Annotated in this window: 19 protein-coding genes and 2 tRNA genes; 7 read left to right on the forward strand and 14 right to left on the reverse strand. The window is 44.7% G+C overall.

The genetic code is table 11. From position 1 onward, the window contains the following. Positions 1-19: 19 nt before the first annotated feature. Together V144x_RS19320 and V144x_RS19325 are read right to left on the reverse strand one after the other, a co-directional pair. Positions 20-92: transfer RNA gene (locus V144x_RS19320), tRNA-Ala, on the reverse strand. Between the two features lie 92 nt (positions 93-184). Further along, positions 185-258: transfer RNA gene (locus V144x_RS19325), tRNA-Ile, on the reverse strand. A 702-nt stretch (positions 259-960) separates the two neighbouring features. On the opposite strand from V144x_RS19325, the gene V144x_RS19330 reads away from it, so the two are divergent. Continuing rightward, positions 961-1266, forward strand: a complete 306-nt coding sequence (locus V144x_RS19330) for a hypothetical protein (RefSeq protein WP_144987216.1) — start codon at positions 961-963, stop codon at positions 1264-1266. A gap of 182 nt (positions 1267-1448) precedes the next feature. Here V144x_RS19330 and V144x_RS19335 read toward each other — a convergent pair whose 3' ends face one another. Then, positions 1449-2393, reverse strand: a complete 945-nt coding sequence (locus tag V144x_RS19335) for a polysaccharide deacetylase family protein (RefSeq protein WP_144987218.1) — start codon at positions 2391-2393, stop codon at positions 1449-1451. 156 nt (positions 2394-2549) lie between these two features. Between V144x_RS19335 and V144x_RS19340 the strand changes: the two genes are divergently transcribed. Then, entirely contained in the window at positions 2550-4127 is a 1578-nt protein-coding gene (locus tag V144x_RS19340) for a sialate O-acetylesterase (protein ID WP_144987220.1), read from the forward strand. Positions 4128-4955: 828 nt separating this feature from the next. Here V144x_RS19340 and corA read toward each other — a convergent pair. Both corA and V144x_RS19350 read right to left on the reverse strand, forming a co-directional pair. Next, complete coding sequence (gene corA, locus V144x_RS19345; protein WP_144987222.1) at positions 4956-6026, reverse strand: magnesium/cobalt transporter CorA; 1071 nt, start codon at positions 6024-6026, stop codon at positions 4956-4958. Between the two features lie 257 nt (positions 6027-6283). Continuing rightward, on the reverse strand, positions 6284-6727 hold the full coding sequence (locus tag V144x_RS19350) for a BLUF domain-containing protein (RefSeq protein WP_144987224.1): 444 nt from the start codon (positions 6725-6727) through the stop codon (positions 6284-6286). Positions 6728-7334: 607 nt separating this feature from the next. Between V144x_RS19350 and V144x_RS19355 the strand changes: the two genes are divergently transcribed. Both V144x_RS19355 and V144x_RS19360 read left to right on the forward strand, forming a co-directional pair. Continuing rightward, positions 7335-9029, forward strand: coding sequence for an efflux RND transporter periplasmic adaptor subunit (locus tag V144x_RS19355; protein ID WP_197998524.1), 1695 nt, complete (start codon positions 7335-7337; stop codon positions 9027-9029). Continuing rightward, positions 9026-12400: an efflux RND transporter permease subunit gene (locus V144x_RS19360; protein WP_144987227.1), complete on the forward strand. Its 3375-nt coding sequence runs from the start codon at positions 9026-9028 to the stop codon at positions 12398-12400. Before V144x_RS19355 ends, V144x_RS19360 begins: the two co-directional genes overlap by 4 nt. A gap of 156 nt (positions 12401-12556) precedes the next feature. Here V144x_RS19360 and V144x_RS19365 read toward each other — a convergent pair whose 3' ends face one another. From V144x_RS19365 to V144x_RS19385, 5 genes are all read right to left on the reverse strand, one after another. Continuing rightward, positions 12557-13918, reverse strand: coding sequence for a DUF1501 domain-containing protein (locus V144x_RS19365; protein WP_144987229.1), 1362 nt, complete (start codon positions 13916-13918; stop codon positions 12557-12559). Positions 13919-14080: 162 nt separating this feature from the next. Beyond that, positions 14081-14530: a hypothetical protein gene (locus V144x_RS19370; RefSeq protein WP_144987231.1), complete on the reverse strand. Its 450-nt coding sequence runs from the start codon at positions 14528-14530 to the stop codon at positions 14081-14083. A gap of 136 nt (positions 14531-14666) precedes the next feature. Then, the gene (locus V144x_RS19375; protein ID WP_144987233.1) at positions 14667-15545 is read right to left on the reverse strand and encodes a hypothetical protein; all 879 of its coding nucleotides are present in this window, start codon (positions 15543-15545) and stop codon (positions 14667-14669) included. A 32-nt stretch (positions 15546-15577) separates the two neighbouring features. After that, on the reverse strand, positions 15578-16318 hold the full coding sequence (locus V144x_RS19380; RefSeq protein WP_144987235.1) for a DUF2071 domain-containing protein: 741 nt from the start codon (positions 16316-16318) through the stop codon (positions 15578-15580). A gap of 51 nt (positions 16319-16369) precedes the next feature. After that, entirely contained in the window at positions 16370-16861 is a 492-nt protein-coding gene (locus V144x_RS19385; RefSeq protein ID WP_144987237.1) for a carboxypeptidase-like regulatory domain-containing protein, read from the reverse strand. A gap of 464 nt (positions 16862-17325) precedes the next feature. Here V144x_RS19385 and V144x_RS19390 point away from each other — a divergent pair, with 464 nt between their 5' ends. Further along, positions 17326-18387 carry a DUF1559 domain-containing protein gene (locus V144x_RS19390; RefSeq protein WP_144987239.1) on the forward strand — a complete coding sequence of 354 codons (1062 nt, stop codon included), beginning with the start codon at positions 17326-17328 and terminating at the stop codon, positions 18385-18387. Between the two features lie 90 nt (positions 18388-18477). Here the strand turns inward: V144x_RS19390 and V144x_RS19395 are convergent, their stop codons facing one another. The 4 genes from V144x_RS19395 to V144x_RS19410 form a co-directional block, all read right to left on the reverse strand. Then, entirely contained in the window at positions 18478-19599 is a 1122-nt protein-coding gene (locus tag V144x_RS19395; RefSeq protein ID WP_144987241.1) for a succinylglutamate desuccinylase/aspartoacylase family protein, read from the reverse strand. A gap of 25 nt (positions 19600-19624) precedes the next feature. Beyond that, positions 19625-20857 (reverse strand): RimK family alpha-L-glutamate ligase, encoded by a 1233-nt coding sequence (locus V144x_RS19400; protein WP_144987243.1) that lies wholly within the window; start codon positions 20855-20857, stop codon positions 19625-19627. 43 nt (positions 20858-20900) lie between these two features. Beyond that, entirely contained in the window at positions 20901-21374 is a 474-nt protein-coding gene (locus V144x_RS19405; RefSeq protein WP_144987244.1) for an ATP-dependent zinc protease family protein, read from the reverse strand. 324 nt (positions 21375-21698) lie between these two features. Beyond that, complete coding sequence (locus tag V144x_RS19410; RefSeq protein ID WP_144987246.1) at positions 21699-22439, reverse strand: PDZ domain-containing protein; 741 nt, start codon at positions 22437-22439, stop codon at positions 21699-21701. Between the two features lie 341 nt (positions 22440-22780). Between V144x_RS19410 and V144x_RS19415 the strand changes: the two genes are divergently transcribed. Continuing rightward, complete coding sequence (locus V144x_RS19415; RefSeq protein WP_144987248.1) at positions 22781-23707, forward strand: N-carbamoyl-D-amino-acid hydrolase; 927 nt, start codon at positions 22781-22783, stop codon at positions 23705-23707. A 47-nt stretch (positions 23708-23754) separates the two neighbouring features. Then, the gene (locus V144x_RS19420; protein WP_144987250.1) at positions 23755-25434 is read left to right on the forward strand and encodes an arylsulfatase; all 1680 of its coding nucleotides are present in this window, start codon (positions 23755-23757) and stop codon (positions 25432-25434) included. Positions 25435-25535 lie beyond the last annotated feature (101 nt).

The raw sequence follows: 25535 nt of genomic DNA on the forward strand, positions 1-25535 counted from the left end.
TATCTCTACTAAAAAACAATGGAGACGACCGGGATCGAACCGGCAACCTCCGCCTTGCAAGGGCGGCGCTCTCCCAATTGAGCTACGTCCCCCAACAGACGCCAACAATACTATTGCCGGCAAACCTCAATCATGCAATATAAAATTACAAAATGAGAGAAGTTCCTCTTAAAGTTTAAGATAATGGGCGTACGTGGATTCGAACCACGGACCTCAGCTTTATCAGAGCTGCGCTCTAACCAACTGAGCTATACGCCCCAATAAGAGGACGCGTATTCTGTCCTCTCAAGTCCGTGCTGTAAAGTCTCTTTCGGCACTAGTTTTACAAAAAATTACTTTTTCTTCACGGGATTTTGACACATCCCAGCTGATTAAGTTCACTGAAGCTCAAAACCCTTTTTGCGAGAAATATCCCAACGGAAACCGTCACTAACCCGTAGTATCCTCCAGAAGGGTTTTACTAACGTTTTTTCTGTTCACTTGAGCCTTCAGACGATGTTTGACCACTTATTTAAAATCTGTCTATCACTTATCTTAGTCACCAGTCTCATGGTGCCGATGAAATGGTGTTGTGCGGATAATGAACAACTAGAATCAGATTTCATCACCGCGAAACAGAACTGCTGCGTTCCAAAGACCAATCAAAATAAGCAGCCTCCCGCACCAATTAACCCCATAACTAATAACTGCGCATGCTGCGATACGAATGTCTTCACAAATGCAACGAAAGCGAAAATTGACTCACATAAGACACCCCTCTATTCCAGCAATTCTCAGTTGAAGACAATTCAGACTGAAACAAGACATGCTGTCGGTAACCACGGTCTTTCTGACCAGTCTCGGTCTTTGCATCTAATGCATTGCGTGTGGATTTGCTGATTCGTTGAAGTGGAATTTTAAAACATTTCAACTACTTAAATCAGTTTTTTTAACTCATCAATTCACACGAGGAGTACTAACATGTTTTCAAAAGTAATGATTGCGAGCCTTTTATCAATCGGACTGGGAATGACAGCAGCAACAGCAAGCACTCAACCTGCGAGTCAAAACTGTTGCGACCTGAATCTGAAATGCTGTGAAGCAAATCTTGCATGCTGCCAAACAGATGCCAAACCGAATTGTTGCCAACAAAGTTTGGGCTGTTGTGAGCAGGCATTAGAATGTTGCATAGCAGAGAAAGAATGCTGTGAGACTCAGCGTTCCTGCTGTGAATCAGGTGCTAAGTGCTGCACAGTAGAGGCAGCAGAAAACAACATCCAAACGTAAGTTCCTGGACGAGATCGTTTAAATCGATCTCAAAACTGATCCCTTGTAGGCAGCGTGTGCGGTCTACAAGGGATTTTTTTCGAATCAGGTTAAGCTTTGGTGGTAACGGTCTAGTCACTTTGTAACTAACATGTCATAGCAACTGTAACCAACTAAGAAATTGGTGAAATCAACAAACACGTTTATTGAGCGCTTGCAACTTGTTTTCGGGCCATTTCATGAAATTGCTTCCAGGTAATGACTTCAATCTCCAGCTCTTTGACCTCTTTCATGACGTTAGGATCGGTAAAAACACGACGGTCTCCGTCACGCCTTGAGGAACTACTTGTGATATTTTGCAATTCCTGATTGTCAAAGCCACAGTGAATAATGATCTGCGTTACCCCTGGCTTAAGATTGCGTAGCGTTTCCAAATAGGCATTTTTTCGCTTCTCATAATCACGCTCGCCATAGAACTGAACTAATTCATCGAGTACGGGCAAACCATTCTTTTCAAGAACCGCTTTGAGCTCCAGCCCTTTCTTTGCAATCAAACCGTATTTCTTGGGATCGAGATTTGCTACAAACAAAACTGGCAAGTCATACTCAATCCCCAGATTAACATACATTTCCAGTAAATCGGGGCGACTCACAACGGCCCCCATATGAGTATCAAGGTGTGTCAGTGGCACGCCGAATTTTTTGGCACGTTCAATTTGAGCACGCAACTCTTTTTCAGCATCTTTCACATTCACATGCGCCACCACCTGACCCACATTGTCCCAAAGATAATTCTCTTTATCAAGCAGGCTGGGAACCTGATCGCGCGAAGCAACGGGACCCCAACGATAGTTTTTCCACTCGGAGTTCAGTGTGAGATGAATTCCGTAATCGAGATCGGGATGAGATTTCGCATACTGAGCAAACTCTTTAAACCAGGGACAGGGAACCATAATACTTGCTGAAGAGACAATTCCCTTTTCCATTCCTTCAATCGTTCCACGATTCACAGAATGAGACATTCCTGCATCATCTGCATGAATAATCACATAACGCTTTTCATCCGGCTTTTTGTTTTCAGCCTGAACAGAAGTGGAATATGTCAGATAAATCAAAAACGATAAGTAGAGACACCATTGTCTTTTCATAATTTCACACACCGATTTAAAAGAAATGAAAATGCAGATTTGATTCTTCGATTTGAAGAGAATCGCTTGAAAAATACCCTCACTGCGATCAAGCTATATCGAGAGACACCGATCAATTCGACTTCACTATTTTACTCATCCTGCAAGGAATCACAAATGAATTGTCCCCCCACAAAACAACTTTTAGCAGCTTTGCTTATGCTGGCCAGTCTGAACATTTTAAATAACCGTCAGGCTCAAGCAGAGCTGAAACTTCCCGCCATTATCGGCGATCATATGGTTCTTCAACAAGGTCAGAAAAATCCACTTTGGGGCTGGGCCGAGCCTGGTGAGAAGATCACCGTTTCTGTAAATGGCCAAACTCATACAACAACTGCTGATGCCAAAGGTAAATGGAAAGTCACGCTTGACCCTTTGAAAGTGGGTGGTCCTTATGAAATTACGATCAAAGGTAAAGAGTCTATCACGTTGAAAGATGTTCTCGCCGGTGAAGTCTGGATCTGCTCTGGTCAGTCTAATATGGCCTGGCCTGTTGCAGCATCAAATGATGCAGACCTTGAAATCATGACAGCCAACTACCCCAAAATCCGATTGATATCGGTACCTCAAGTCGGTACACAGGAACCACAGGACACATTTAATGGCAAGTGGGAACCCTGTACTCCCCAAACAGTCGCCAACTTTTCCGCTGTTGGCTACTTCTTCGGAAGACAACTCTATCAGACATTAAATGTTCCCATTGGACTGATTGATAATGCCTGGGGTGGTTCAGCGGCCGAAGCCTGGGTCAATCGTAAGCGATTGGAAGAAGAACCCGCTTTCAAAGGGCTAATGGAACGCTGGCAACAGACCGAGAAAAACTACGATCATGACAAATCTATGGCGGCTTACAATAAACGGTTGGATCAATGGAAGACAGCAGTTAAAAAAGCCAAGACTGCCGGCAAGCCTGTTCCCAGACGTCCGCGCCCTCCGCGTAACCCATTGACCGGCAATCAACGTCCCTCAAATATTTATAACGGCGTACTCCATCCTACAATTGGATATGGCATCAAAGGTGTCATCTGGTACCAGGGAGAATCTAATGCCAGCCGCGCCTATCAATATCGCAAACTGTTCCCATTTATGATTCAGAACTGGCGTGATGAATGGAACCAGGGTGATTTCCCGTTCTACTGGGTCCAACTTGCTGACTTCCGTAGTGAAAAACCAGAACCAGCCGACAGCGATTGGGCTGAACTGCGCGAAGCACAGACGATGACAATGAGTAAACTCCCCAACACAGGAGAAGCTGTGATTATCGACCTGGGCGAAGCGATCGACATTCACCCAAAAAATAAGCTGGATGTTGGAAAACGACTGGCTCGCTGGGCGCTCGCTAAAGATTATGGCGTCAAAATTGTCTACCGAAGCCCGCAATATAAATCGATGGAGGTTGAAGGTAACAAAGCCATCCTGACCTTCGATCATGTTGGTGGTGGTCTGGATCTCTTTGACATCAACACTCCCGTCGGATTTACAATCGCCGGAGCAGACAAGAAATTTGTGAATGCCAGTGCCAAGATTATTGGCAAGAATAAAATTGAAGTCTGGAGTGATGCGGTCGCGAAACCTGCTTCTGTCCGTTATGGCTGGGCTGACAACCCAATCCTGAATGTCCAGAACAAGGAAGGACTACCTCTAACCCCCTTCCGCACCGATGATTGGACAGGGATTACTGCCGGAAAACACTAATCACTAAGCTGAAACGTAATGACTCAAGACGCCTGAGGGAGACTTTCTCTGAGGCGTCTTTGTTTTACTCTGTGTTCTCTGTTCAATTTGATTTCCCAACAATCCTATTCCATCTTTTCATTTAATACAAACATCATTCTTCTAACAAAAAGTGAGCCCCATTTCTGTTTCTTCTAGTTCAATTGAGTGCCACAAGATGATTGAGAGTGAAAATCTATTGACATCTCTATAGCTTTTAAAACTCATGACCATTCCTAAAAGTAAGGTCTATTTTTTCATGTTGACTCCGCCCTGCCTTTGTCGAAACTGCGCGATCTGCGTCGCGCGCGTGGGAGTTTTTTCTGCATAGTGAAACTTACTGTCCCTGTTGTCATTATCACTAACAAAGCCCCTTGTTTTTTGAGCTTTTGAGAAGAAACCATATTACTACTTCTAGATTAACACCTATTCTTGGCTGTTATCAAACCGTTTCAAACCTTGATGAGAGGTCTTCAGATGAGATCATCATGGTATCGGAAGCAGTTCACACACCAATCACCTCTTGACCCAATAACGCCATTCACAATACTGCAATGAAGTTTTAAGACATCCATTAAACTAAAACAAAGTAGACAAAGCACAAAGAAACCAGAGTATCAAATTGAAGCAATCCCCCATTTACAATAATCACAATAGAGCTTTCCAAGTAGCCAGGGTGAACAACCACCACAAAGCAATTATGAATACCACTCAGAATTCTACTCGAAAGTCACGGTCTCACAGGAGATAAACATCCGACAGTTGATACAAGAACAGTAGGAACCAAAGCAGTTAAGCGCTGATAAAAAATCAGAGCCATTTCTTCTTTTTGAAAAAGAGAATTAAGCAGATCGGCACAGTAATGAAGACACCCCAGATTGCGGGATAACCCCACCTCCATTTCAATACCGGCATATTTTCAAAATTCATTCCATAGATCCCAGCGATGAAGCTGAGTGGTATGAAAATGGAAGCAAACAAAGTTAAGACCTTCATGACTTCATTCATTTTATTACTGACACTGGAAATATAGATATCCAGTAATCCAGACAACATATCCCGGTAAGAATCTATGGTTTCTGTGATACGTAATGCATGGTCAAAAACATCTCTGAAATAGATACGTGTCTTCTCATGAATTAATTTCGTGTCACTCCTCAAAATTGAAGACAGTAATTCTCGCAATGGTGAAATTGATCTCCGTATGTCAATCAACTCTCGTTTGATCCGTTGAATCATCACCAGAGTTTCAGTCGTAGGCTCTGACAGTAATTCATCTTCAACCGAATCAATTTTCACATCAAGAGAATCCAGCAGCACAAAGTTCTGATCTACAATCGTATCTAAAATGGTATAGGTTAAGTAATCTGTTCCCAGACTTCGAACTCGACCAGTGCTACTCCTGATACGTTGTATCAGGGGCAAAAACATGTCATCTTTTTTTTCTTTAAATGTGAAAACGATCTCATCAAATAGTAAAATGCTAATCTGTTCATGATTAACCGAGAAGCTATCATTATCAGTCTCAAGTGATAATCCTTTGAGAACAATATAGAGATAGTTGTCATACTCTTCGAATTTGGGTCTTTGGTGTGTATTCAGAATATCTTCGAGTACCAGTGGATGAATATGAAAATGCTGTCCAATCAACTCTGTTAATTCGACATTTTTTAATCCTTCAATATTAACCCAAGTGACTGTCTCTTTTTTTCTGAATTGAAGAAGTTCGTCTACAGATTGAATGCTCGATTCTTCTAAATGTTCATGATCATAATCAATGACTGAAATTCTGGATTCTGCTTCCAGAACATCACCAACATGTATGAGTGAACCAGGTGGCATTCCTAATTTTTCTGAAGCGTTGCTTAAAGAATCGGGCATGGACTTGCTCGTTGAACGTTTTAGATAGATCAATTACGTGCTAATACACAATGATGGTAGGTTCCAATAACTTTTGGAACTACTTGTAAGCAGAGACACACCAGCATCGAAACCGTATAAGCTTCGTAAGCTTCGCTTTTCAAGGCGATGATTATAATCAAAACGTTAAATCTGATACTAGACGAGATTAAATTAACTAGCGTTTGACATGTTTCTCATCTAAAGGCAAGCATAATACAACGGAAAAGAATCACCGATTAAACAGCCGATACCGGATTTTGTTTCAGATCAACAAAGATTTGCAATGCATATTTTGCTAATTTACTCTTTTGTTCAACCGAAGTGACTTCATGAAGTGACTTCATAAATTTTCTCAGCTTAAAAAAATCGAGTTCGGCCATTTCATCCAGATTATAAAACCCCATACCCCATTCTGAAAAATATCGCTCCGGAATATGACTCGATACGATCCGATTGACTCGACTGTGCCGTTTGTCTTTTTGAATTTGGGTAAACAACGTCTCGACATCATTATATCCCCCCTCCAGAACCTGGAAGAAATGACCACGGTCATAAACCAGCAATCCAGAAATGCCTTGATCAGCGTTGTTTTCTTGCGCTGTTTTTAAAATTTCCTGCAGGTCATCTTTTGACATCGGGTAGCTACTTTTGCTGACATAAATCAGTTGGTAGAGCTTCATGGTAGATAGTTCCCTAAATAAGTAATGGTGAACTGTTCATAATTTGAGGATTTTCCTCCACCTGAAGAGTAGTGCAAACGCCTACATAACTATCGGTATCAAAAGGAGGCAAAGACTTGACTGAGAGTCGAATTACTACTTTTTGAAGCAATTACTCGCTTAAATTGTGGGATCATTTGCATCAATAAGATTACTGTCTTCTTAGCATATTTGATGCTTTTAACGATTGATGCTTCCAGACAGATATGTGTTTGTTCTATTTCCATCTTTCCGGTTGGCATATGTGAAGCAAAAATAATATAACCTGATCCACTTATCAAAATTTTGTGTGCGAACATACTAATAAGACGCAGGCAGAGCACTCACAATTCACAAGACGTAAGTCCATCACTTGTGAAACAAACTTTACCGCATAAATAGTTCTCGCTGTTTATCGCTACAAACTGTGCGTTTACAAATGTGACTCAGCAAATACCCAGCACAATTGCCCTGCTTTCTTAATTCAACAATAAAAATCTCGCATCGGCATGATTCCAGATTTATACTCGGTTTACGAATGGCAGTTGGCATCTTTTATGAGCAAAGAAAGACAGGACACACTTTTGAAATGACTTTTGTAAATCAACCCAAAACTCATATACGTCGTTGCCTGGGGGCAATCGTTCTCTGCATGATACTATCGACCTCCTGTAACAAGGCTCCCCAGAAAGAGTCTGCCCCGGCTCCGCTACCAGTAACAGTCTTTGATTTGCATGAAACCCGACCTAGCAGTTGGAATCGACTTACTGCCTCGATTGCATCCTGGAAAACGGAAAATGTTGGTTTTGAAGTAGCAGGTCGAGTGCAGTTTGTCGTGGAACCGGAAACCGATGTCTCGGGCGTTCTATATGGCAGCAATGCAATAAAAAATGAGCCCCCTGCCATACTCGCCCGACTTGATCCGACTCGCTATGAACTGGCTGTGGAAAGCGCAAAAGCTGCAGTCAATGCTGAGCTTCGACGTCAAGATGCTACGAAAGTGGAAATAGAACATGTGATTCCAGCCCAACTCCGGGCCGCTGAGGCAGAGCGTGTTTTAGCCGACGTTGAAATGACTCGAGCGAAACAACTGATTGCTTCCAAGGCAATTAGTAAATCAGAATATGACCGATATACAGCCTTACTCGCGGCAAAGACCGCATCAAAAGATCAACTCATTGGTCAGAAAGAACAGCGAAAAGCAGATTTGGCTTCGATTGAGGCAAATGTAAATCGACTCAAACAAGATCTCGCAGAGGCAAATCGTGACCTTAAAGATACAAGTCTGCTGTCGTCATACCCTGCCCAGGTCTCTCAGGTACATGCCATTCCAGGAGCATATGTTGAACGAGGTTCGCCTGTCTGTACCGTACAAATGATGGATCCCATGCGCGTTGATGTTGAGGTTTCAGCTCAAATGGCTCGAAACATACAACACGGTAACCGCTACCCTGTTTTTTTCAGACAAAGGGATGGCAAGGAAATCGAGTTGAGAGCGTTTGTCTATATGATCGACCCGACCGCCGATCCCGAAACCAGAACGTTTACCGTGACCCTGTTTGTACGCAACAAAAAAACCAAAGCTGAAGCTCCCCCAGAACTCAAAGGGGTTCCCTTTGCCCGTACTGACAGTATCTTTCAAATAGTGCGCGGGCTGGGAAACCAAAATAACAATCGAAGATATACCCCAGAGAGTGCCATTCAGAAAGATAATCAAGGATTGTTTCTTTACAAAATTCAAAACCGAAAGGCCACGAAACTGGGTCGAACGAATCCCATTCTCAAAGTAGAAAAAATGAGAGTCAAACTTGGTGAAGCACAAATCAAGATGCTGGGGCTTCTGACCTTTCAGGAAGTAGAGTTGATCACTCCTAATGAAGTCGATTTAGACACTGCGTTATTCACAGGGCCGATTACCGTTCCTTCACAGAAGGGAGTTATTTGGGATGGAAAAACCGTGTTAGAGGATCGTCGCCGCTGGCAGCTTCGCCCCGGCGATCTTGTCTCAGTGGAATTAGGTGTAGAAACACTGCCGGGATTTTATGTTCCCTTGAATTCCATCCGAATTGAGGGAAACCGAAAGTTTTTATTTAAGGTCAATCCTGATAAGAAAATACGGAAGGTCGAAATTGCCACGTTCGAAAATGTTGGCAAATTGATTCGTATCAAAGCAACAGGAAATACGAAATTAGATGCAGGAAGTCGTGTGGTTTTGGGACAAGCCCATTTTTTGAAAGACGGTGAAGCGGTCAACATCGTTGAAGAAGTCGAGGTGCGTCCATGAATCTGCCTGCATTATCGATGCGATACCGCACGATCGTAATTGTGCTGGTATCATTGCTGACTCTTTGGGGTGTTTTTCAGTATTTCAACATGCCTCGCCGAGAAGATCCGGAATATACAGTTCGAACTTGTACTGTGACGACTGCCTGGCCTGGTGTTCCTGCTTCAAAAGTAGAAGAACTCATCACTTACCCTCTTGAGAAAGAACTCGATAGCATAGACGACATCGATGTGATCTACTCGACAACCACAGTAGGTCTGTCGACGATCTTTATCGATGCGGAAGAAACCACAAGTAAGAGTGACATTGCCAATGTCTGGGATAAAGTTCGTGCAGAAGTGGCCAAAGTCAAGATGCCGGAAGCAGGCATCGTACCGATGGTAAATGATGAATATGGTGACACCTACATCATGCTCCATGCGATCTATCAGGTCCCTCCACCCGACGCAGATGAAATTCCAACAGCCAATGAATATTCGTTACGAGAACTCGATATCTTTGCGCAGAAACTACGTGACGAAATACGCTTTGTGGATGGTGTTGCTAAAGCAGACCTGTATGGGGTACGACAGGAAGCCATATATATTGAGACTGATGCTGGTAACTGGTCACAGCTAAAATTGACAACAGATAAATTACAAAAACTTGTTGAAGCACGAAATATTGTTGCATCAGGTGGTGATATTGATACGGAAGTGGGTCGATTTTCATTGAAGCCGACTGGGGAACTAGACTCGGTGGAACAATTAAAATCGATCGTGGTTGGCTCGACAAGTGGTACCAGCTATGTCAGTGGTCAAAATGAAAATACACCAACCAACCAATCCCCTGTATATCTTACTGACTTGGGACTCAATGTGATTCGTGATTATCAGGAACCTCCACCTGAAATTTCCCGCTTCACTTCACCTAAAATTTCGCGCCCCAGTGTGATTGTCGCGATTACAATGAAAACTGGTGCTAATGTGACAGAGCTTTGCGACAATGTTCGCCAGTTGATCACTCGTATGCAAAAAATTGATAGAACATTACCACCCGATTTGGCAGTGACGGCAGTATCAGATCAATCAGTCAATGTTGAAAATAAAATCAATGGTGTGGTTGTAAATGTGATGCAAGCCATTGTGATTGTAATAGTCGTTGTTTACCTCATTGTCGGTTTTCGATCGGCATTTGTGATGGCGGCAAATATCCCGATCGTTGTCTTCGCGGCATTGGCATTGCTTCCCTCTTTGGGAGTCGATCTCGAGCAAATTTCACTGGCTTCAATTATTGTAGCCTTGGGGCTACTAGTTGATAACGCCGTACAGGTTTGTGATCAATCACGAACAAACCAAATGCTCGGAATGCCGCCACAAAAAGCAACGATTCTTGGTTCAAACCAGGTCTCTATGGCTATGCTGGGAGGCACCCTAACGACAGTCTCAGCCTTCCTACCAATGCTGATTGGATTGATTGGTACAAAAAAAGAGTATGTGTATAGTCTGCCTGTTACACTGTCAGTGATTCTCGCAATGAGCTGGATTCTGGCAATGTCATTTTGCTCCATTCTGGCTGCTTCGTTTATCAGGCCACCCAAAGATCCTTTAAAACCGACGGCGCCACTTTCCTGGCTGGCAACAAAGATATTCAGTCGGAGTTCTAAAAAGCAAGATCCAAAAAATCCAATAGAGGAAGAGAGCAACCCTTTTCTGGATGGCTTTGGTAAGCTGGCAATGGGGGCGATCCGCTTCAAGTTTTTGACGATAGGTATTTCTGTATTGTTACTGATGTGGGCAATCATGCTGCCCGTCAGTTCTCAATTTTTCCCACGCGACTTACGGGACCAATTTGCGGTTGAGGTTTGGTTACCTGAAAATGCGGCTATAGAACAAACGAATCAAGCTGCTAAAGAGGTAGAACGTATACTTCAAAAACTCAGCCCCACAGTAGACCCCGAAGGAAATACGCAACAACGTATTCTGGGTATGAGAACTATGGTTGGTAGTGGAGGCGCACGCTGGTATCTGGGCCGAAATCCAGAAGCCAGGAAACCGAATTATGCTGAAATTCTGGTCCGAACAACCAATGCCCAATACACTCACAACCTAGCACTCCAACTACAAAGGATAGCGCAAACCGGTGATTCGAAATTGGGGATTTCGCCCGTTTCAAATGCGCGGGTCATTCCGCGCGAACTAGCGATGGGTCCCCCCGTTGATGCACCAATTGCTTTACGCATTTTCGCATCGGGTGTGGCACGGCCCGGATTTGGTGATTTGAACGTACTACGAACCTGGGCAGACCGGATTAGTGATGTTCTAAGAAATCATCCTTCTACCTGGGATATTCATGACACCACGGGCGTCCCTGGTTTTGAAATGCGCGTCGAAATTGACAATGATCAGTCCAATCTGGCCGGTGTGACGAATCTCGATGTAGCACAAACTTTAAATGCCTATTTTTCGGGTCAATACCTGACCACCTTTAATGAGGATGACCACCAGATTCCTGTTTATTTACGACTGCCTCCCAACCAAAGAGGATCATTAACAGAATTAGATTCAGCATTTGTCGAAGGGCGAAAAGGAAAGGTTCCATTAGAATCGATTGCTAAGTTGGAGCCACGATGGGAACCGGCGCGAATCGATCGACGAGATTTGAATCGGATGATCGAAATCAGGGCGCGTGTGAAAGAGGGAGTTCTAGCTAATGATATCATCAGTGACGTGTTGGCTTCTGAAGAAATGCAAACGCTTCAAAGTGAACTTCCCGCTGGTTTTTGGATCGAAATTGCTGGAGAAAAAGGGGAATCAATTGAGAGCGAAGAGCAAATGGGGTTGTGTATGATCATTTCTTTTCTCTTAATTGTGCTTTGTCTGGTCTTTCAATATAACGGCATTGTAAAACCAATTATCATCCTTGCTACACTTCCTCTGGCACTCATCGGTGCCCTTCCCGGTCTCTATTTCACTGACAACCCCCTGGGTTTTATGCCTCAACTGGGAATTCTTTCCCTGTTTGGAATTGTGTTGAATACAGCTATCATTTTCTTTGAATTCGCCGATAGCACCATTCATGAGGCAATTAAAAACTCCGATAATTCTGGTCCGATTGCGGGACTGACGCGCAATGAGTTCCGAGGTTGCCTGATCACAACTGTTAAAAAACGTTTACTACCGATCTTTCTCACGACGGCAACCACTATTGGAGGGCTGATTCCATTGGCGCTTAGTGGTGGCCCTCTATGGGAAGGAATGGCCTGGTGTATGATCTATGGCTTGGCCGTTGCAACCATGTTAACGTTGCTGGTAATTCCCGCGTTATTCGCAATCTTCGTAGAAGTTTTCAGAATCCGTCCGGTAAGTTTCGTTTCGGACTTAGCAGAGTAAATACTATGAATATTTAGAATGAAGCATCTACCAGGAGAACTTTTTACACACCTATCGAGATCATAAAAAATGGTAGTAGGCTTTGAGTTCCCTCATAGATAGACTCAGAAATTAAGCTCATCTTAGATAAACCATCGATTTCTAAGATAATTTTTCTCAACCGAACAACTCAGCAACTGGTTCACCAGTATCAAGCAAAGGCATCGGCCGGTCCAGGCGATCATGAATGACAACCCGTTGTGGACCGATTCCCAAATGTCGATAAACGGTTGCCGCGACGTCTTGGGGAGTGACAGGACGTTCTACCACATGTTCGCCGCGAGCACTGGAGCGTCCTACAACCTGCCCCATTTTCATACCACCGCATCCCATCAGCACACTGAAGGTCCTTCCCCAATGATCACGACCCGCGTAGCGATTCATGCGTGGCGTGCGACCAAACTCTCCCATCGCGACGACCAGCGTTTTTTCGTACAAACCACGGTCCATCAAATCTCGCACGAGCCCTGCAATGGCAGCATCGAGCGGAGGAATTAATTTGTGTGCTCCCTCTTCTGTTTTATAACGGCCAGCGGATCCGTGGTGATCCCAGGGAACACAGTTCACCGTGACGAATGTGACTCCATGTTCGATCAGTCTACGCGCCAGCAATGCACTTTGCCCAAAAGTATGTCTGCCGTAACTGTCACGGAGTGCATCTGGTTCTGCAGAAATATCAAATGCTGATCGCACACCTTTTGAAGAAAGCAGTGTGAAGGCTTTCTGTTGATGTTCATCGAGATCACGAATTGACTTTTCGTGAGAGCGAGGCAAAACGTCAAGTGAGCCCAGCAGTTTTTGACGATTCCTCAATCTGTCTAAAGTCAAACCTTTTGCTAATGTCAGATTTTTGACGCCAAACTGTGAAGTGTTGGGATCGGAATTGACAATAAACGGATTACTCCCCCCTCCAATGTAAGAGGAATAGTGAAAGAGATTATCAGTTCCCCCACGTAAATGCGGCACCCCCACATAGGGTGGCATCCCCGTTTGATTGGCACCGCGCAAAAACGCAGCGGCAGAACCCATCGAAGGCCGTCTTTGCACACGATTGTCTGGTGCATTGAATGCAGGTCCCTCGAAGCCGGTTAACATCCAATGGTTCCCTTTGGTATGATCCCCCGATCCGTGATTCACTGTTCGCAACACGGCGAGATGATCAGCCAGTTTCGCCTGCTCGGGCATCAACTCGCCAAACTGAATGCCAGCCAGATTTGTTGCAATTGACTCAAACGGACCGCGGTAATCTGAAGGGGCCTCCGGTTTGGGGTCCCAGGTCTCCATATGACCGGGGCCTCCACTTAACCAGAACAGAATCACGTTTGTGTCTTGCTGCCTCTGGTTAATTGCCCCCTCTGCTTTAAGTTTGAGCAGATCGGCTATCCCCAGCCCCCCTGCTCCGAGCAATCCTGCCTGCACAAAGCTACGACGCGAGACTCCTTCGCAATTCATTAAGTGTCGTAACTTTTGTTTTTGCATTGAGGAATCGCTTCAAGAGAGAAATTGATCGGGATCGCTGACTATGAAGAATGTCTACTCAGGTGAAATTGCATATTATCATCAGAAATAAAGGCCCAGTCAAGAAACGATTATATTGATCTATTCAATCGCTCCTCAGTGATCTGACAATTCTCATATAGTTCAAGACAGGAAATCTGCCTCATTCAAATCTGCTGATCCTTCAAAAAGCGGCTTTGTTTTGGTGTCAAACAGAATCAGTAACGTCCAAACACCAAGCGCAGTTCCTAACGGAAAAGACAGGCAACTAATGGCCGCTCCAATGATACAGAAGAGACGGTTCTTTTTCTGAAATAGAAATAGGCCCGTAAAGAGTGTCACTCCAGCAAAAACAATTCCTATAATCCCCATCGCAAGATACATGTAGATCATCACATCCATCATGGGTGCAAACATTTTCGCAGGATCTGGCTCTCCTTCTCGGACTGGAAATTCCATCGTGGAAACCAAACTCATCATTTTGTAATGCAGTGGCAGAAACAGAAGCATCAAAAACGTAAAACCAGCGAAAATAAAATAAAGTATCGCAATGGTTTTGAGCTGTTTTTCTATCTTTTCGATCTCTTCTGACATGCTTAATGCCTCAGGATAACAGCGAATCGAATGAGATCAGTTACTTCCCATACTGCGTTCAGAAAACAAAGGATAATAATAAAAGACCAGTATGAAAAGTCGACCAGAGGTGGGTCGAACGACTCGTTTTGATTGTTTAATTCGCTTTGACTGGTTTGCGCGCTTCCAGTGGGGAATTTCGAATTTTTTCCGTGCAATTCTGATAACCAGATAGATCCGGTTCATCCCATTCTAAAGGATTCATTTCAATATTCGAAAAAATATAAACAGAGTGCGAATTTCCTCCAAGATGAATATATTGAGTGGCCCGCAACCGCCAGGGCTGTTTTTCGAGAAGTAATTTGAATTCAATACAATTTGGGGCATTCTCTCTGCGAATGGGTTTCCCAGCGATTATAATTTGCGTTTCTGATTCTTTAACAACCTTCAAATAGGAATTCTTAAATAAATCATCGACTCTTGCCTGATTCGGAACGCCAGGAAGAAAAGGAGAAGGAAAGTCTGCCGTCAACACAAAATCAAAATCGAAAAACCACCACGATACTTTCTGCTTTGGTTCCTCTATCTTATCTACATAGGTATAAAATTCTTCATAATGCTTTTCTTCTTCTTGAATTGTGAGAAGCCGTGTTTTCTGCCAGCGCCAGTGTTCGGATTCAGCGTCTTTATAAGTATAGGGTTTACCATCACTTGTTTGCTTTCGAGTAACAGAAGATGGATCAAGTTTGGCTGGTTCAATTTTCCAGAAGCCATGACGGGGGCTCAGATATCCAAATTGTCCCTTACCATGTTTTTGCACTCGAAACACATCATCGTACCAGAGCCTCTTAAAATCACCTCGGACCGCGGTGCAGGTCACGTGTTGTGCGCTCCATTCGCGTAAGACATCAATGGCACGCTGTTCCGCTTCGGGTCTGGATTCGAATCGGGGCTTTGACGTAGCGATCGGTTCCGCACAGAGGGGAGCAGTCACAAAACAGGCAACAGTAAACGACAGCAAAACACGGGAATCCATTCGTGTGTTCCTTTTTAAAAATGGAGAGAGAACTATGTCTCAACTGTCACAGGACAGCATAAATCCTGGCGACTATGCCATTCATGCTGAATGCCGCGCATCAGTAAGGCACAATCAAACTCCACTGAACCAGATGGGAAACGATCAGGCTCATCAAAAAAACTGGACGAAATACTTTCTATCAGAAGTGGCTCTGCGGCCCAATCCTGACATCGTAATTCCAAACCGTCATAGTGGCCTTCGGCATCACTGGCCGAATATCCGAGCGAGCCTTGCTCAAAAAAATCGGAAGCAGCCGCTAAGGAAGGAAAAACAGAAGTCTCAGGTAGATGGTCCGTGATCGAACCGACCACTTTCATATGCGCTTCACCATCTTTGCTTTGCATTTCTACTGAGAAATGATCTTCTGATTCCTCCACCGTAAAGGCTGCATGATGATGCGTACCTGGAAAGATTCGTCCCCCCGCCAATGCATTCAGACAGGAATCGGTATCGCGACGATTCACGTAGACCCCCTCATGTGTCTGACCATCGGAATCCCATTCCACCGCAAAACGATGGGCAGCATTTTCAGAACGTGTGCCACCCGAAAAAGGCAGGAACCGAGGGCGCACATTTTTGAGACGAATCAAGCAGACACCGCCAATCGCAGATCCATGAATCAGTTTCGGACGAAAAGGGGCTGGTAATACACGAGCCATCACGTCAGGATCGATACGATAATTCGCCAGGATGCGACGATCAATAATACCTTCAATCACTGGAATTCGCATTACAGGCTCTCACAAGAAAAACATTGTTTTCAGTTTGTCACTCTCAATGCGCTAATCTGTTAACTCGAACTTCAGGTCTGTCTGATCTTCTCCATCCTTAACTGACACTGTTAATCCAGAGGTATCAGCACTAGCATATTTCTCGGGAAGAAGATTTTTGGGAGGTGACTCTGGTTTGGGATTAGGATCATAATTGGGATCGTCTTCCGGTAAAGCATCGCTTGAACCGGTTGTTTCCATCTTAGAAATCATGACTGTGTAATCTCCTGCAACAACACCATCACTCCCTTCAAAGGTCCCCATTGCAAAAGCACCTTCTGCATCAGTTCGACCATTGGCAGTCTGTCCTCCTGCTTGATCAACAGGTCGGAAAACAACAATCGCTTCTTCAACGGGTGTACCTTTATAAGTTACAACACCTGAAACTACATTTCTTGCAGGTCGTGTATCTTCTGCACCACCACACCCCTGTAAGAAAAGAGCCGAGGTAACGGCAATACAACTGGTTACTAGTTTCATTCGATTTAACACGTCATTACGCATTGCAAAAACTCACTTCCTCAATTGACTAAGAACTCATAATTTTAGTAACAACTTTAATTAAGTTGGGCTGTAGAAATTTAAAACCAACGCCTATAGTATGTTTTGCACAAAGCACATCAAATTTTATTATTCTAAAGATTATGTTAGTTGAAATTACTCGAAATTCAACTAGGATTCTAAGGCAGATTTGATAACAACATCGCACCAGGAATACATTATTTTATTTACTAATTACACATTATTTATTCTGTGTAATGACTACGTGAACTTGAAGCGTTTTCTTACCTAAGAGTGCAGCATTTCTCAAATTTTGCATTTCGCTTTTAACCTTAAACATAATTTCCCATCGATAAGAATCAGTTTTATACATGCCATTAAAGTGCGCATAGCGAATTATTCCAGCTTCCATCTTGATAAAGGAAGCGAAAGAGTTTGATTCTATTTTTAAGTAAGGAGAACCTTTGGTGAAAAGCTTATCTAGAGACAGACGAAAAGGATTCACATTGATTGAATTACTGGTCGTCATTGCCATTATTGCGATTTTAATCGCCCTTTTATTACCCGCTGTGCAACAGGCACGCGAAGCAGCCCGTAGATCTACCTGTAAGAATAATTTAAAACAACTCGGGTTGGCACTACATAATTACCATGATGTCTTTGGCATGTTTGTCCTTCGAAAAGGAGGTACAAACGGATCGGATAGTGCAACTTCAAACCGCGCTCGACTAAGTGGTTTTGTAGGACTCCTGCCTTATATGGATCAGGCCCCCTTGTTCAATCAAATTTCTGCAGGGGATGCAACTCGCTCTCCATTTGGCCCCTGTGCCTGGTGTGGTTGGAGCGTTTGGAATGTTTCTTTACCTATGCTGATGTGCCCTTCCGATGGACGTAATAAACAGACTATACGTGCACAGAGCTATGTATTTTGTATGGGTGACTCTGCAACAAATGTCAGAGACGGTACAGTCTCTCGCGGAATGTTTCCAAATCGAGTGGGCACAAGAATTCGAGACATTACGGATGGAACCAGCAATACCATCGCTATGAGTGAACACGTACGAGCAAACTATGGTCCAGCGACAAGTAATGCAGGTCGTAGAAGAGTTGAGGGAATTGCCATGTCTCAAGCTCCTCGCACAAATCCCGGATCCTGTATGACTCTGGCATCAGGTGCCAACTGGGTGACCGGCACCAGCGTAAAAGGAAGACATGGCACATCACTTTGGGATGGACAAGCAGAACGTTGTGGATTTACAACAATCCTGCCACCCAATGGCCCCTCTTGTGCGGAAGGTGCAAACACTAATGCTGACTCTACTCATGCAGCAATCGCTCCTTCCAGTCTTCATGTCGGAGGGGTTCACGCTCTGATGGCAGATGGCGCAGTTCGCTTCATCTCTGAAAACATTGATACCGGAGATTTAAGTCAGCCCAGTCCAAGTCCGAGCACAAACACTATCAGTCCTTATGGCACATGGGGCGCGCTGGGAACAAAAGATTCTGGTGAAATTATTGGTGAGTTCTAAATCAGAACTCATTCAGTTGAATTGATTCAAAGTCTCTCTTTACCGATTAAAGTAAAGAGAGACTTTTTTGCTGTAAATGCAACAGAAATATCAATTTGACTTAGACTTTTGATGTTTTGGCTTTTGTTGATGCACTTCTTCACTCGGTTCGACAACGACCAGATTCGTTGAGAGTTCTTCAACCACTTGTCCTTCTAACCCATCTTCTTCCCGACGGAATCTTCGGATTTGAGAAGGCCTGGTACCTTTGGGAAGCATTCCCAGATTACAAATTGGCTCACCAGGACTAATCGCAGGCAAAGTGGTCATGCCAATCACAACTGCGTTAAAGGGAGAATAAAGCATACTGCGTTCCCGACCAAGCAGTGTTGTATTCGTCGCGAGCGGTTGATCTTTTTCGACGATGTCGCCAGGTTTCACATGAAATTTCAGGAAACCACCACGTTCAGCACGGACCCAGGTCGATTTGTTAACGACGACTTGATAATCGGGACTTTGTGGTTCACCGTCAAGCATTCCAAGTTCGCGAAGTACATTTCTGACCCCTCTTGTCGCAGATTCGACAATCCCTGGCTCAACCTTCCAGACTTCGCCCCCCTCCATAATAATCGTGGGACAGCCGCTACTACAGGCTTCACGACGAAACGCGCCGGCAGGCCCCTTCCCGTTCATGATTATTTCGGAACCAAAGGCTTTCGCAATCCGTTGCACTTCAGGATTTGTCATATCCCCTCGCACATTCGGATAATTGGTACGGCGTACAGAAGCGGTGTGTAAATCAATGCCAAAATCACAACGTGAAACGATTTCATCAAAGATGATCCGTGCCATGCGACCTGCCAGACTGCCGCTTGCGGAACCTGGAAAGGACCGATTCAAATCGCGACGATCAGGTAAATAGCGAGAGTGTCGATCAAAGGCCAAAAGATTCAAAACCGGCACAAAGATCACGGACCCGCGGAGCAGATGAAACTCTGAGTCTTGAATCAATTCACGAATTGCTCCTGTGCCATTGATTTCGTCTCCATGCAAGGCTGCAGTCACAAAAACCACAGGCCCTTCTTCCTCTGCTCGACGAATGTGAATGGGAATCCGCACCGTCATACTGCTGTAGCTCTCGCTCACAGCGAGTTTCACATCGCGCGATTCCCCAGCTGGAATTGATTCTCCATTCCATTGATCAATGGGCTTCCGTTCGCGAGACTTCGTCATGTAGCTCTGGCCTTTAATTCAATTACTACGAGTCGGTTACCGGTTTGACTGATTCCGAAAGAACTTCTTCGGCTACAGGCAACTCGGGTAAATCCTGAACCTTCGGTCGTCTCTTGCGGCGTGTTTTCGCAGGGATCAGATGACGCATCAACTCAAGTTTGCCAAAGCAAAGCAATCGATCACCAGACTCAAGTTGCCGACTCGAACGAGGATTAGGGATCACTGTAGTCCCACGGTAGAGTGTTAGCACGTTAATATCTTTGTCGCGTAATCCGGATTCATTAATTTCTTTACCTATATATTCTGACCCTTCCGGAATATGTATCTCAGTCACCCCATAACCTCGACTGACTGTCAATCGTTGTCGCAGATCGATCTCAGGAAAATCGACCTGCGCGGCGATGTAATCGACAACCACTCCTGCAATGTCAAGTTGTGTACAACGTTCGATTCCTTCTAAGCCAGGCGAGGAATTGACCTCCATAATTTGCGGACCATCAATGCCTTCCAGAATATCGACACCTGCCACACGCAAGCCCATAATCTGCGCCGCGCGCACCGCTGTTTTACAGTATGTTTCATCAAGTTCTATCGGTTCTGTTACTCCTCCTCGATGAACATTGCTGCGAAATTCCTGGCCCTGAGCGACACGTCGCATCGCAGCAACCACTCGATCGCCAACGACAAACGCCCGGATATCACGTCCTTTACTTTCCGCAACAAATTTCTGAATTAAAACATTCTGTTTTTGACTTTGCAGCATTTCGATAATGGCTTTGGCCGAGTTGACTGATTCGGCAAGTAATACACCAATCCCCTGCGTGCCTTCCAATAACTTGATAACAACAGGAGCACCACCAACACGTTCAATCGCAGGCAAGACATCTTTCTTATCACGGACAAACGTTGTTTGTGGTATGCCAATTTGATGCCTGCTAAGAATTTGTAGGCTACGAAGCTTGTCACGCGAATTAGAGATGCCGGAGGAAGAATTGGCGCAAAATATATCCATCTGCTCGAATTGTCGTACAACCGCTGTTCCAAAATAAGTAATCGAAGAACCGATGCGCGGTAAGACAGCGTCATAATCTGAGAGCGGCTTTTGCCGAAAAAAAAGATCGGGTTCGGCCTGCTTTAAATCGATCGCAAAATGGAGTGTATTCAGGACTTTCACTTTGAATCCGCGCTGCTCAGCTGCTTCGCGCAGTCGACGCGTACTGTAACATTGCGGGCTGCGTGAAAGGATGGCAAGTTTCATCGATTCTCTTTCTGTCTTTATTCATCGAAAAGCAAAGTAGCTGCTATCTTCGCTTTGGCTTTTTCTTTCGTGGTGGTTTCCCACCATAGTAAGATTTCCCCGCATCAACAAGAAATCGCTGCCGAAACGCTTCGCGGCCCAATAACATCCGAAAGCCCATTTCGTCACGATTCGCAAGAGTTAGCTCAACTAACCATAACTGACCAAGCAATTCAATATTGGTGACAATCACAGGCCTCAAGTTCGCTTTACCACTAGAACTGCGTACAGATCGATATTCGAGAATTTTTGCTTCCGTCTGTACCACCTCATTGGTTTTCCGCTGGACAGGGTGAAGCTTAAATCGAATCCATTTCTCTCCGTCTCGCTCAAATTCGTCTAAGTCATAAGCATGCAAGGATGAAGACCGAGCCCCGGTGTCAACTTTAACTTTGATTGATTTCACGCCCAAATCAGGGAGCTTCACCCATTCGCGCCAACCAATCACAGGTAAAGCAGGTTTCTTTGCCTTTGTCATTTTGTAGTGGTCTCGTAAGATTTGCCCCTGATCAACTCCACTTTTGATTGGAGTTCAGCTTACCTGATTTTACATGGTGTCGCTAGTTTAAGCTTGTATGGTTTCATTGAAATCAGTACTGAATTTCAGCGACTCACAACTATTAATACCCGTAAGCTTTGCGCAGATTCTTCTCTCCTTTTTATCAGAAAAACTCGTATCGATTAAGTCATCAAGTAGACAATTCAACAATGTTCGGAAAATGGATCAATAGCCCAACTACAAAAAAACAGGCTATGCACAAGAAAGCGCATAGCCTGTTTTTTTGTCTTGTTGACTTAAACACTATTGAAGCGGGGTTGGCCCTAAGTCAATGGGAGGGGCTTGATTCAATTTGGGAGCATACTCATAGGGAGCAGCATATTGATACTTCAAAGGGGCTTTAGGATTGATGAGATATTGATCATCGTTTCCAAAACTTGATGCCGGTGGAAAGTATGGCGTATGTGCCCGTGAAGGATTCCCGTGAGCCGGTGCGTTAATACGTTCTGCCCAACCGAGTGTCACTTCGACATCACTCACAGCGCCTTGCTCACCGACTTGAATGACTTTCAGCGCAACCTTCTGACCAGGTTGTGCCTTCTCAAGCAAGGCATTTAATTGACGAACAGAAGCCAGGCGATGTTTACCGAATGACAAAATGATATCGTACTTCATCAGCCCTGCTTGATCCGCGGGAGAGCCAGGTGCGACGTGCATAATGACAACACCATATCCAGGATTACCATCCAGGTCAGTACCCACACCGGTCCACCAGTCAGGTGCCCCATTTGTTAAATGGGCAGCCAACGGTCCGGAAGCAGCGGTGGCTATAATTCCCAATGTCGCTTTATAATATTTCGAATAATGCTGATTTAAATTTGCTTTATGAGCCTCGCTCATCAAAGCCGCATATTTCTGGCGGGCAGTCGAAGCCGCCTTCTTCTGAGGAGCACCTTCTTGAGCCTGTGATTCATAGCTCAACACCAAAAACAGTGCGAGAAGGCATAGCAAACCCTTGCCTGACATAGATTTCTGCAAATTCATCGTAGTAACCCTTTTCTCATTCTATTACGACACGCATGAAAATTTGTTTGCTGAGCTTCTCGATTTGAGGGGATCCCCAATGCCAATATACTCAACCTATTTACCCTATCCTAGCTTACGCAAACTGCATGTCAAACTGAGAAATTGTATTATGTTGATTATTTGCAACGTCATATTTTTTGCGAAATGAGGCCAGGCTTCTTCTAAATCTGCTGTAGCAATTAAAGTTCGACATCACACAGAGTTCGGGCCTTCAATGGACGCCCTTCCTCAAATTGATATCATGCAAGCTAAACACCTAATACGATTAACAGCCCGAAACGCAAAGAGTTTGATTGACAATGAGTAGACCGATTACGATTGCTGTAGCACAGATGGGGCCGATTCCTCTCACACAAACAAGAGCTGACGCTGTGGAGCGTTTGATCGGCCTACTACGTGAAGCAGCTCAACAAGATAGCGAGTTGGTCCTGTTTCCTGAGTGCTGCCTGACTGCATTCTTTCCTCATTGGTTCATTGAAGATCAGGCTGAGATTGACACGTTTTTTGAACGAGAAATGCCAAGCCCTGTTACACAGCCTCTATTTGATGAAGCCAGACGTCTCAAGATTGGCTTCTGTCTCGGTTATGCCGAGATCGTCAATGAGCAGGGACAAACCCGCCGATACAATTCTTCGCTACTTGTGGAGCGCGGTGGAAGAATTGTTGGCAAACATCGAAAAATTCATCTACCCGGCCATCGAGAGCATCGACCACAAAATCCATTCCAAAATTTGGAGAAGCGTTATTTTGATGTTGGTAATCTTGGCTTTCAGGTCTGGAATGCATTTGGCGGCAAAGTCGGCATGTGCATTTGCAATGACCGTCGTTGGGCAGAAACCTACCGTGTACTCGGATTACAGGGAGTCGAACTCGTTTTGCTGGGTTACAACACACCACTGCAGATCCCGGAATATCCCGAACTCAATCCTCTGGTCGGTTTTCATAATCAGCTAAGCATGCAGGCAGGTGCCTACCAAAACGGTACCTGGGTTTTAGGAGCGGCCAAGACGGGGTGTGAAGAGGGTGTAGAACAACTCGGAGAAAGCTGCGTAATCGCCCCCTCGGGAGAAATTCGAGCTGTAGCAAAAACCAATAAAGACGAATTAATCATTCACACCTGTGATCTGGACGAAACCATTCCTTACAAAGAAGGCATTCTCAATTTTGACATCAACCGCCGTGTGGAATATTATCAGTTAATTACGCAACAGTCAGACAAAATCTAACAATCCTCCCCGGATGTACTCTTTCAAAATGAGAAAGAAAAATCACCATGAATTCTTCCGCACTGTCTTACCTGAAGTTGGGACTCATTGCTTTTGTTGTCGTATGCCTGACTGATATCTGTTGTTCCAGGCAAGTCTGGAGCGCTGAGAAAGAACAACAACGTCCCAATATTCTGCTGATCGTCGCCGACGATTTGGGTTATAGTGATTTGGGCTGCTTTGGCGGTGAAATTGAAACTCCTCATTTAGATTCCTTAGCGGCTAAGGGAGTTCGATTAACTCAATTTTATAACACAGGGCGTTGCTGCCCTTCACGTGGTTCGCTGATGACAGGCCAATACCCGCACCGCATCGGGTTGGGACATATGACGAGAAATCTCAATCAGCGAGGTTATCAGGGGCACATCGCTGACGAAGCCATTACCATCGCACAAATTCTGCAACGTGGAGGTTATCGTACATTTCTCTCAGGTAAATGGCACTTAGGAACGGAAGATCCAACGAAACTCGGTTTTGAAGAATTTTATGGCACGCTTGTCAGTGCCAAAACATTTTGGGACGTCAATCATTTCACACGGCTCCCTGCATCTCGAGCAACGCATACCTATCCTAAAGGTGAATTTTACGGTACCGATGCCGTGACTGATTATGCAATTGACTTCATGCGTATGGGCAGACGAACTCCCGATCAACCTTGGTTTTTATATCTGGCCTATAATGCGCCGCACTTCCCGTTACATGCTCCAAAGGAGGACATTCTTAAATATGCAGATCGCTATCATATCGGCTGGGATCAAGTGCGCAAACAACGGCTTGCCCGCATGAAATCTCTGGGTATTGTTCCACAGAATACAAAACTTTCTCCGCGATCACGCTATTGGGATTGGGGCGAGTCAGAATCGCGCGTCAATCCAGCCTGGGATTCATTACCCACTGACCGTCGTGGTGACTTAGCACGTCGTATGGCCATTTTTGCTGCGATGGTTGACCGTATGGATCGGAACATTGGTCGTGTCTTAACCAGCCTGCGTCAAAATAACGAAATTGAAAATACTCTGATTATTTTTACTTCAGACAATGGTGCCTGTGCTGAGTGGGACCCACATGGATTTGACATCAAGTCCAGCCGCAATAATACACTCTATTGGGGAAACCAACTAGACAAAATGGGAGGCCCGGACACCCACCATAGCGTAGGGTCAGGTTGGGCAAATGCCTCTAATACACCATGGCGTCTCTACAAACATTACAACCATGAAGGAGGCATCGCCTCGCCGGGTATCGTGCATTGGCCCGCCCAAGTACAACAGACGGGAACGATCAGATCAAATCCAGCCCACATCATTGATATTGCTCCCACCCTATTAGAGGCTGCACAGGTCAGCTATCCCTCTCAGTGGGATGGTCACGCCACACTGCCACTGCCGGGACAAAGTTTGATGCCGCTGATCAAGGGACAGAAACAAACAGAACGTACACTTTACTTTGAGCATCAGGGAAATCGAGCCCTTCGTGAAGGACGCTGGAAACTCTCTGCCCTGCGTGGAGAACCCTGGGAACTCTATGATATTTCTAAAGACCGTACTGAATTAAACGACTTGGCTCAGCAACGCCCTGATATCACAAAACAATTAGCACAAAAATGGGATATCTGGGCGAAAGAAAACTTTGTACTCCCCTTCCCAAAAGATTATCGAATTGATTATCTGGCCCCATTAGCAAAGTAAACCATTTGCATAAACGAGAAAGAACAGAGTTGGTCAGTGAAGTCCAACTCTGTTAGTTCGTGATTCAAAACAAGACTGTTCTGTGAGTGAATTGAGCAAAA

Origin of the sequence: Gimesia aquarii, from assembly GCF_007748195.1 — a bacterium.
In the GTDB taxonomy this organism is placed as follows: Bacteria; Planctomycetota; Planctomycetia; order Planctomycetales; family Planctomycetaceae; genus Gimesia; species Gimesia aquarii.

Coding starts and splice junctions, on each gene's coding strand:
- V144x_RS19330 (WP_144987216.1), top strand. CDS start 961: ATGTTTTCAAAAGTAATGATTGCGAGCCTTTTATCAATCGGACTGGGA.
- V144x_RS19335 (WP_144987218.1), bottom strand. CDS start 2,393: ATGAAAAGACAATGGTGTCTCTACTTATCGTTTTTGATTTATCTGACA.
- V144x_RS19340 (WP_144987220.1), top strand. CDS start 2,550: ATGAATTGTCCCCCCACAAAACAACTTTTAGCAGCTTTGCTTATGCTG.
- corA (WP_144987222.1), bottom strand. CDS start 6,026: ATGCCCGATTCTTTAAGCAACGCTTCAGAAAAATTAGGAATGCCACCT.
- V144x_RS19350 (WP_144987224.1), bottom strand. CDS start 6,727: ATGAAGCTCTACCAACTGATTTATGTCAGCAAAAGTAGCTACCCGATG.
- V144x_RS19355 (WP_197998524.1), top strand. CDS start 7,335: ATGACTTTTGTAAATCAACCCAAAACTCATATACGTCGTTGCCTGGGG.
- V144x_RS19360 (WP_144987227.1), top strand. CDS start 9,026: ATGAATCTGCCTGCATTATCGATGCGATACCGCACGATCGTAATTGTG.
- V144x_RS19365 (WP_144987229.1), bottom strand. CDS start 13,918: ATGCAAAAACAAAAGTTACGACACTTAATGAATTGCGAAGGAGTCTCG.
- V144x_RS19370 (WP_144987231.1), bottom strand. CDS start 14,530: ATGTCAGAAGAGATCGAAAAGATAGAAAAACAGCTCAAAACCATTGCG.
- V144x_RS19375 (WP_144987233.1), bottom strand. CDS start 15,545: ATGGATTCCCGTGTTTTGCTGTCGTTTACTGTTGCCTGTTTTGTGACT.
- V144x_RS19380 (WP_144987235.1), bottom strand. CDS start 16,318: ATGCGAATTCCAGTGATTGAAGGTATTATTGATCGTCGCATCCTGGCG.
- V144x_RS19385 (WP_144987237.1), bottom strand. CDS start 16,861: ATGCGTAATGACGTGTTAAATCGAATGAAACTAGTAACCAGTTGTATT.
- V144x_RS19395 (WP_144987241.1), bottom strand. CDS start 19,599: ATGACGAAGTCTCGCGAACGGAAGCCCATTGATCAATGGAATGGAGAA.
- V144x_RS19400 (WP_144987243.1), bottom strand. CDS start 20,857: ATGAAACTTGCCATCCTTTCACGCAGCCCGCAATGTTACAGTACGCGT.
- V144x_RS19405 (WP_144987244.1), bottom strand. CDS start 21,374: ATGACAAAGGCAAAGAAACCTGCTTTACCTGTGATTGGTTGGCGCGAA.
- V144x_RS19410 (WP_144987246.1), bottom strand. CDS start 22,439: ATGAATTTGCAGAAATCTATGTCAGGCAAGGGTTTGCTATGCCTTCTC.
- V144x_RS19415 (WP_144987248.1), top strand. CDS start 22,781: ATGAGTAGACCGATTACGATTGCTGTAGCACAGATGGGGCCGATTCCT.
- V144x_RS19420 (WP_144987250.1), top strand. CDS start 23,755: ATGAATTCTTCCGCACTGTCTTACCTGAAGTTGGGACTCATTGCTTTT.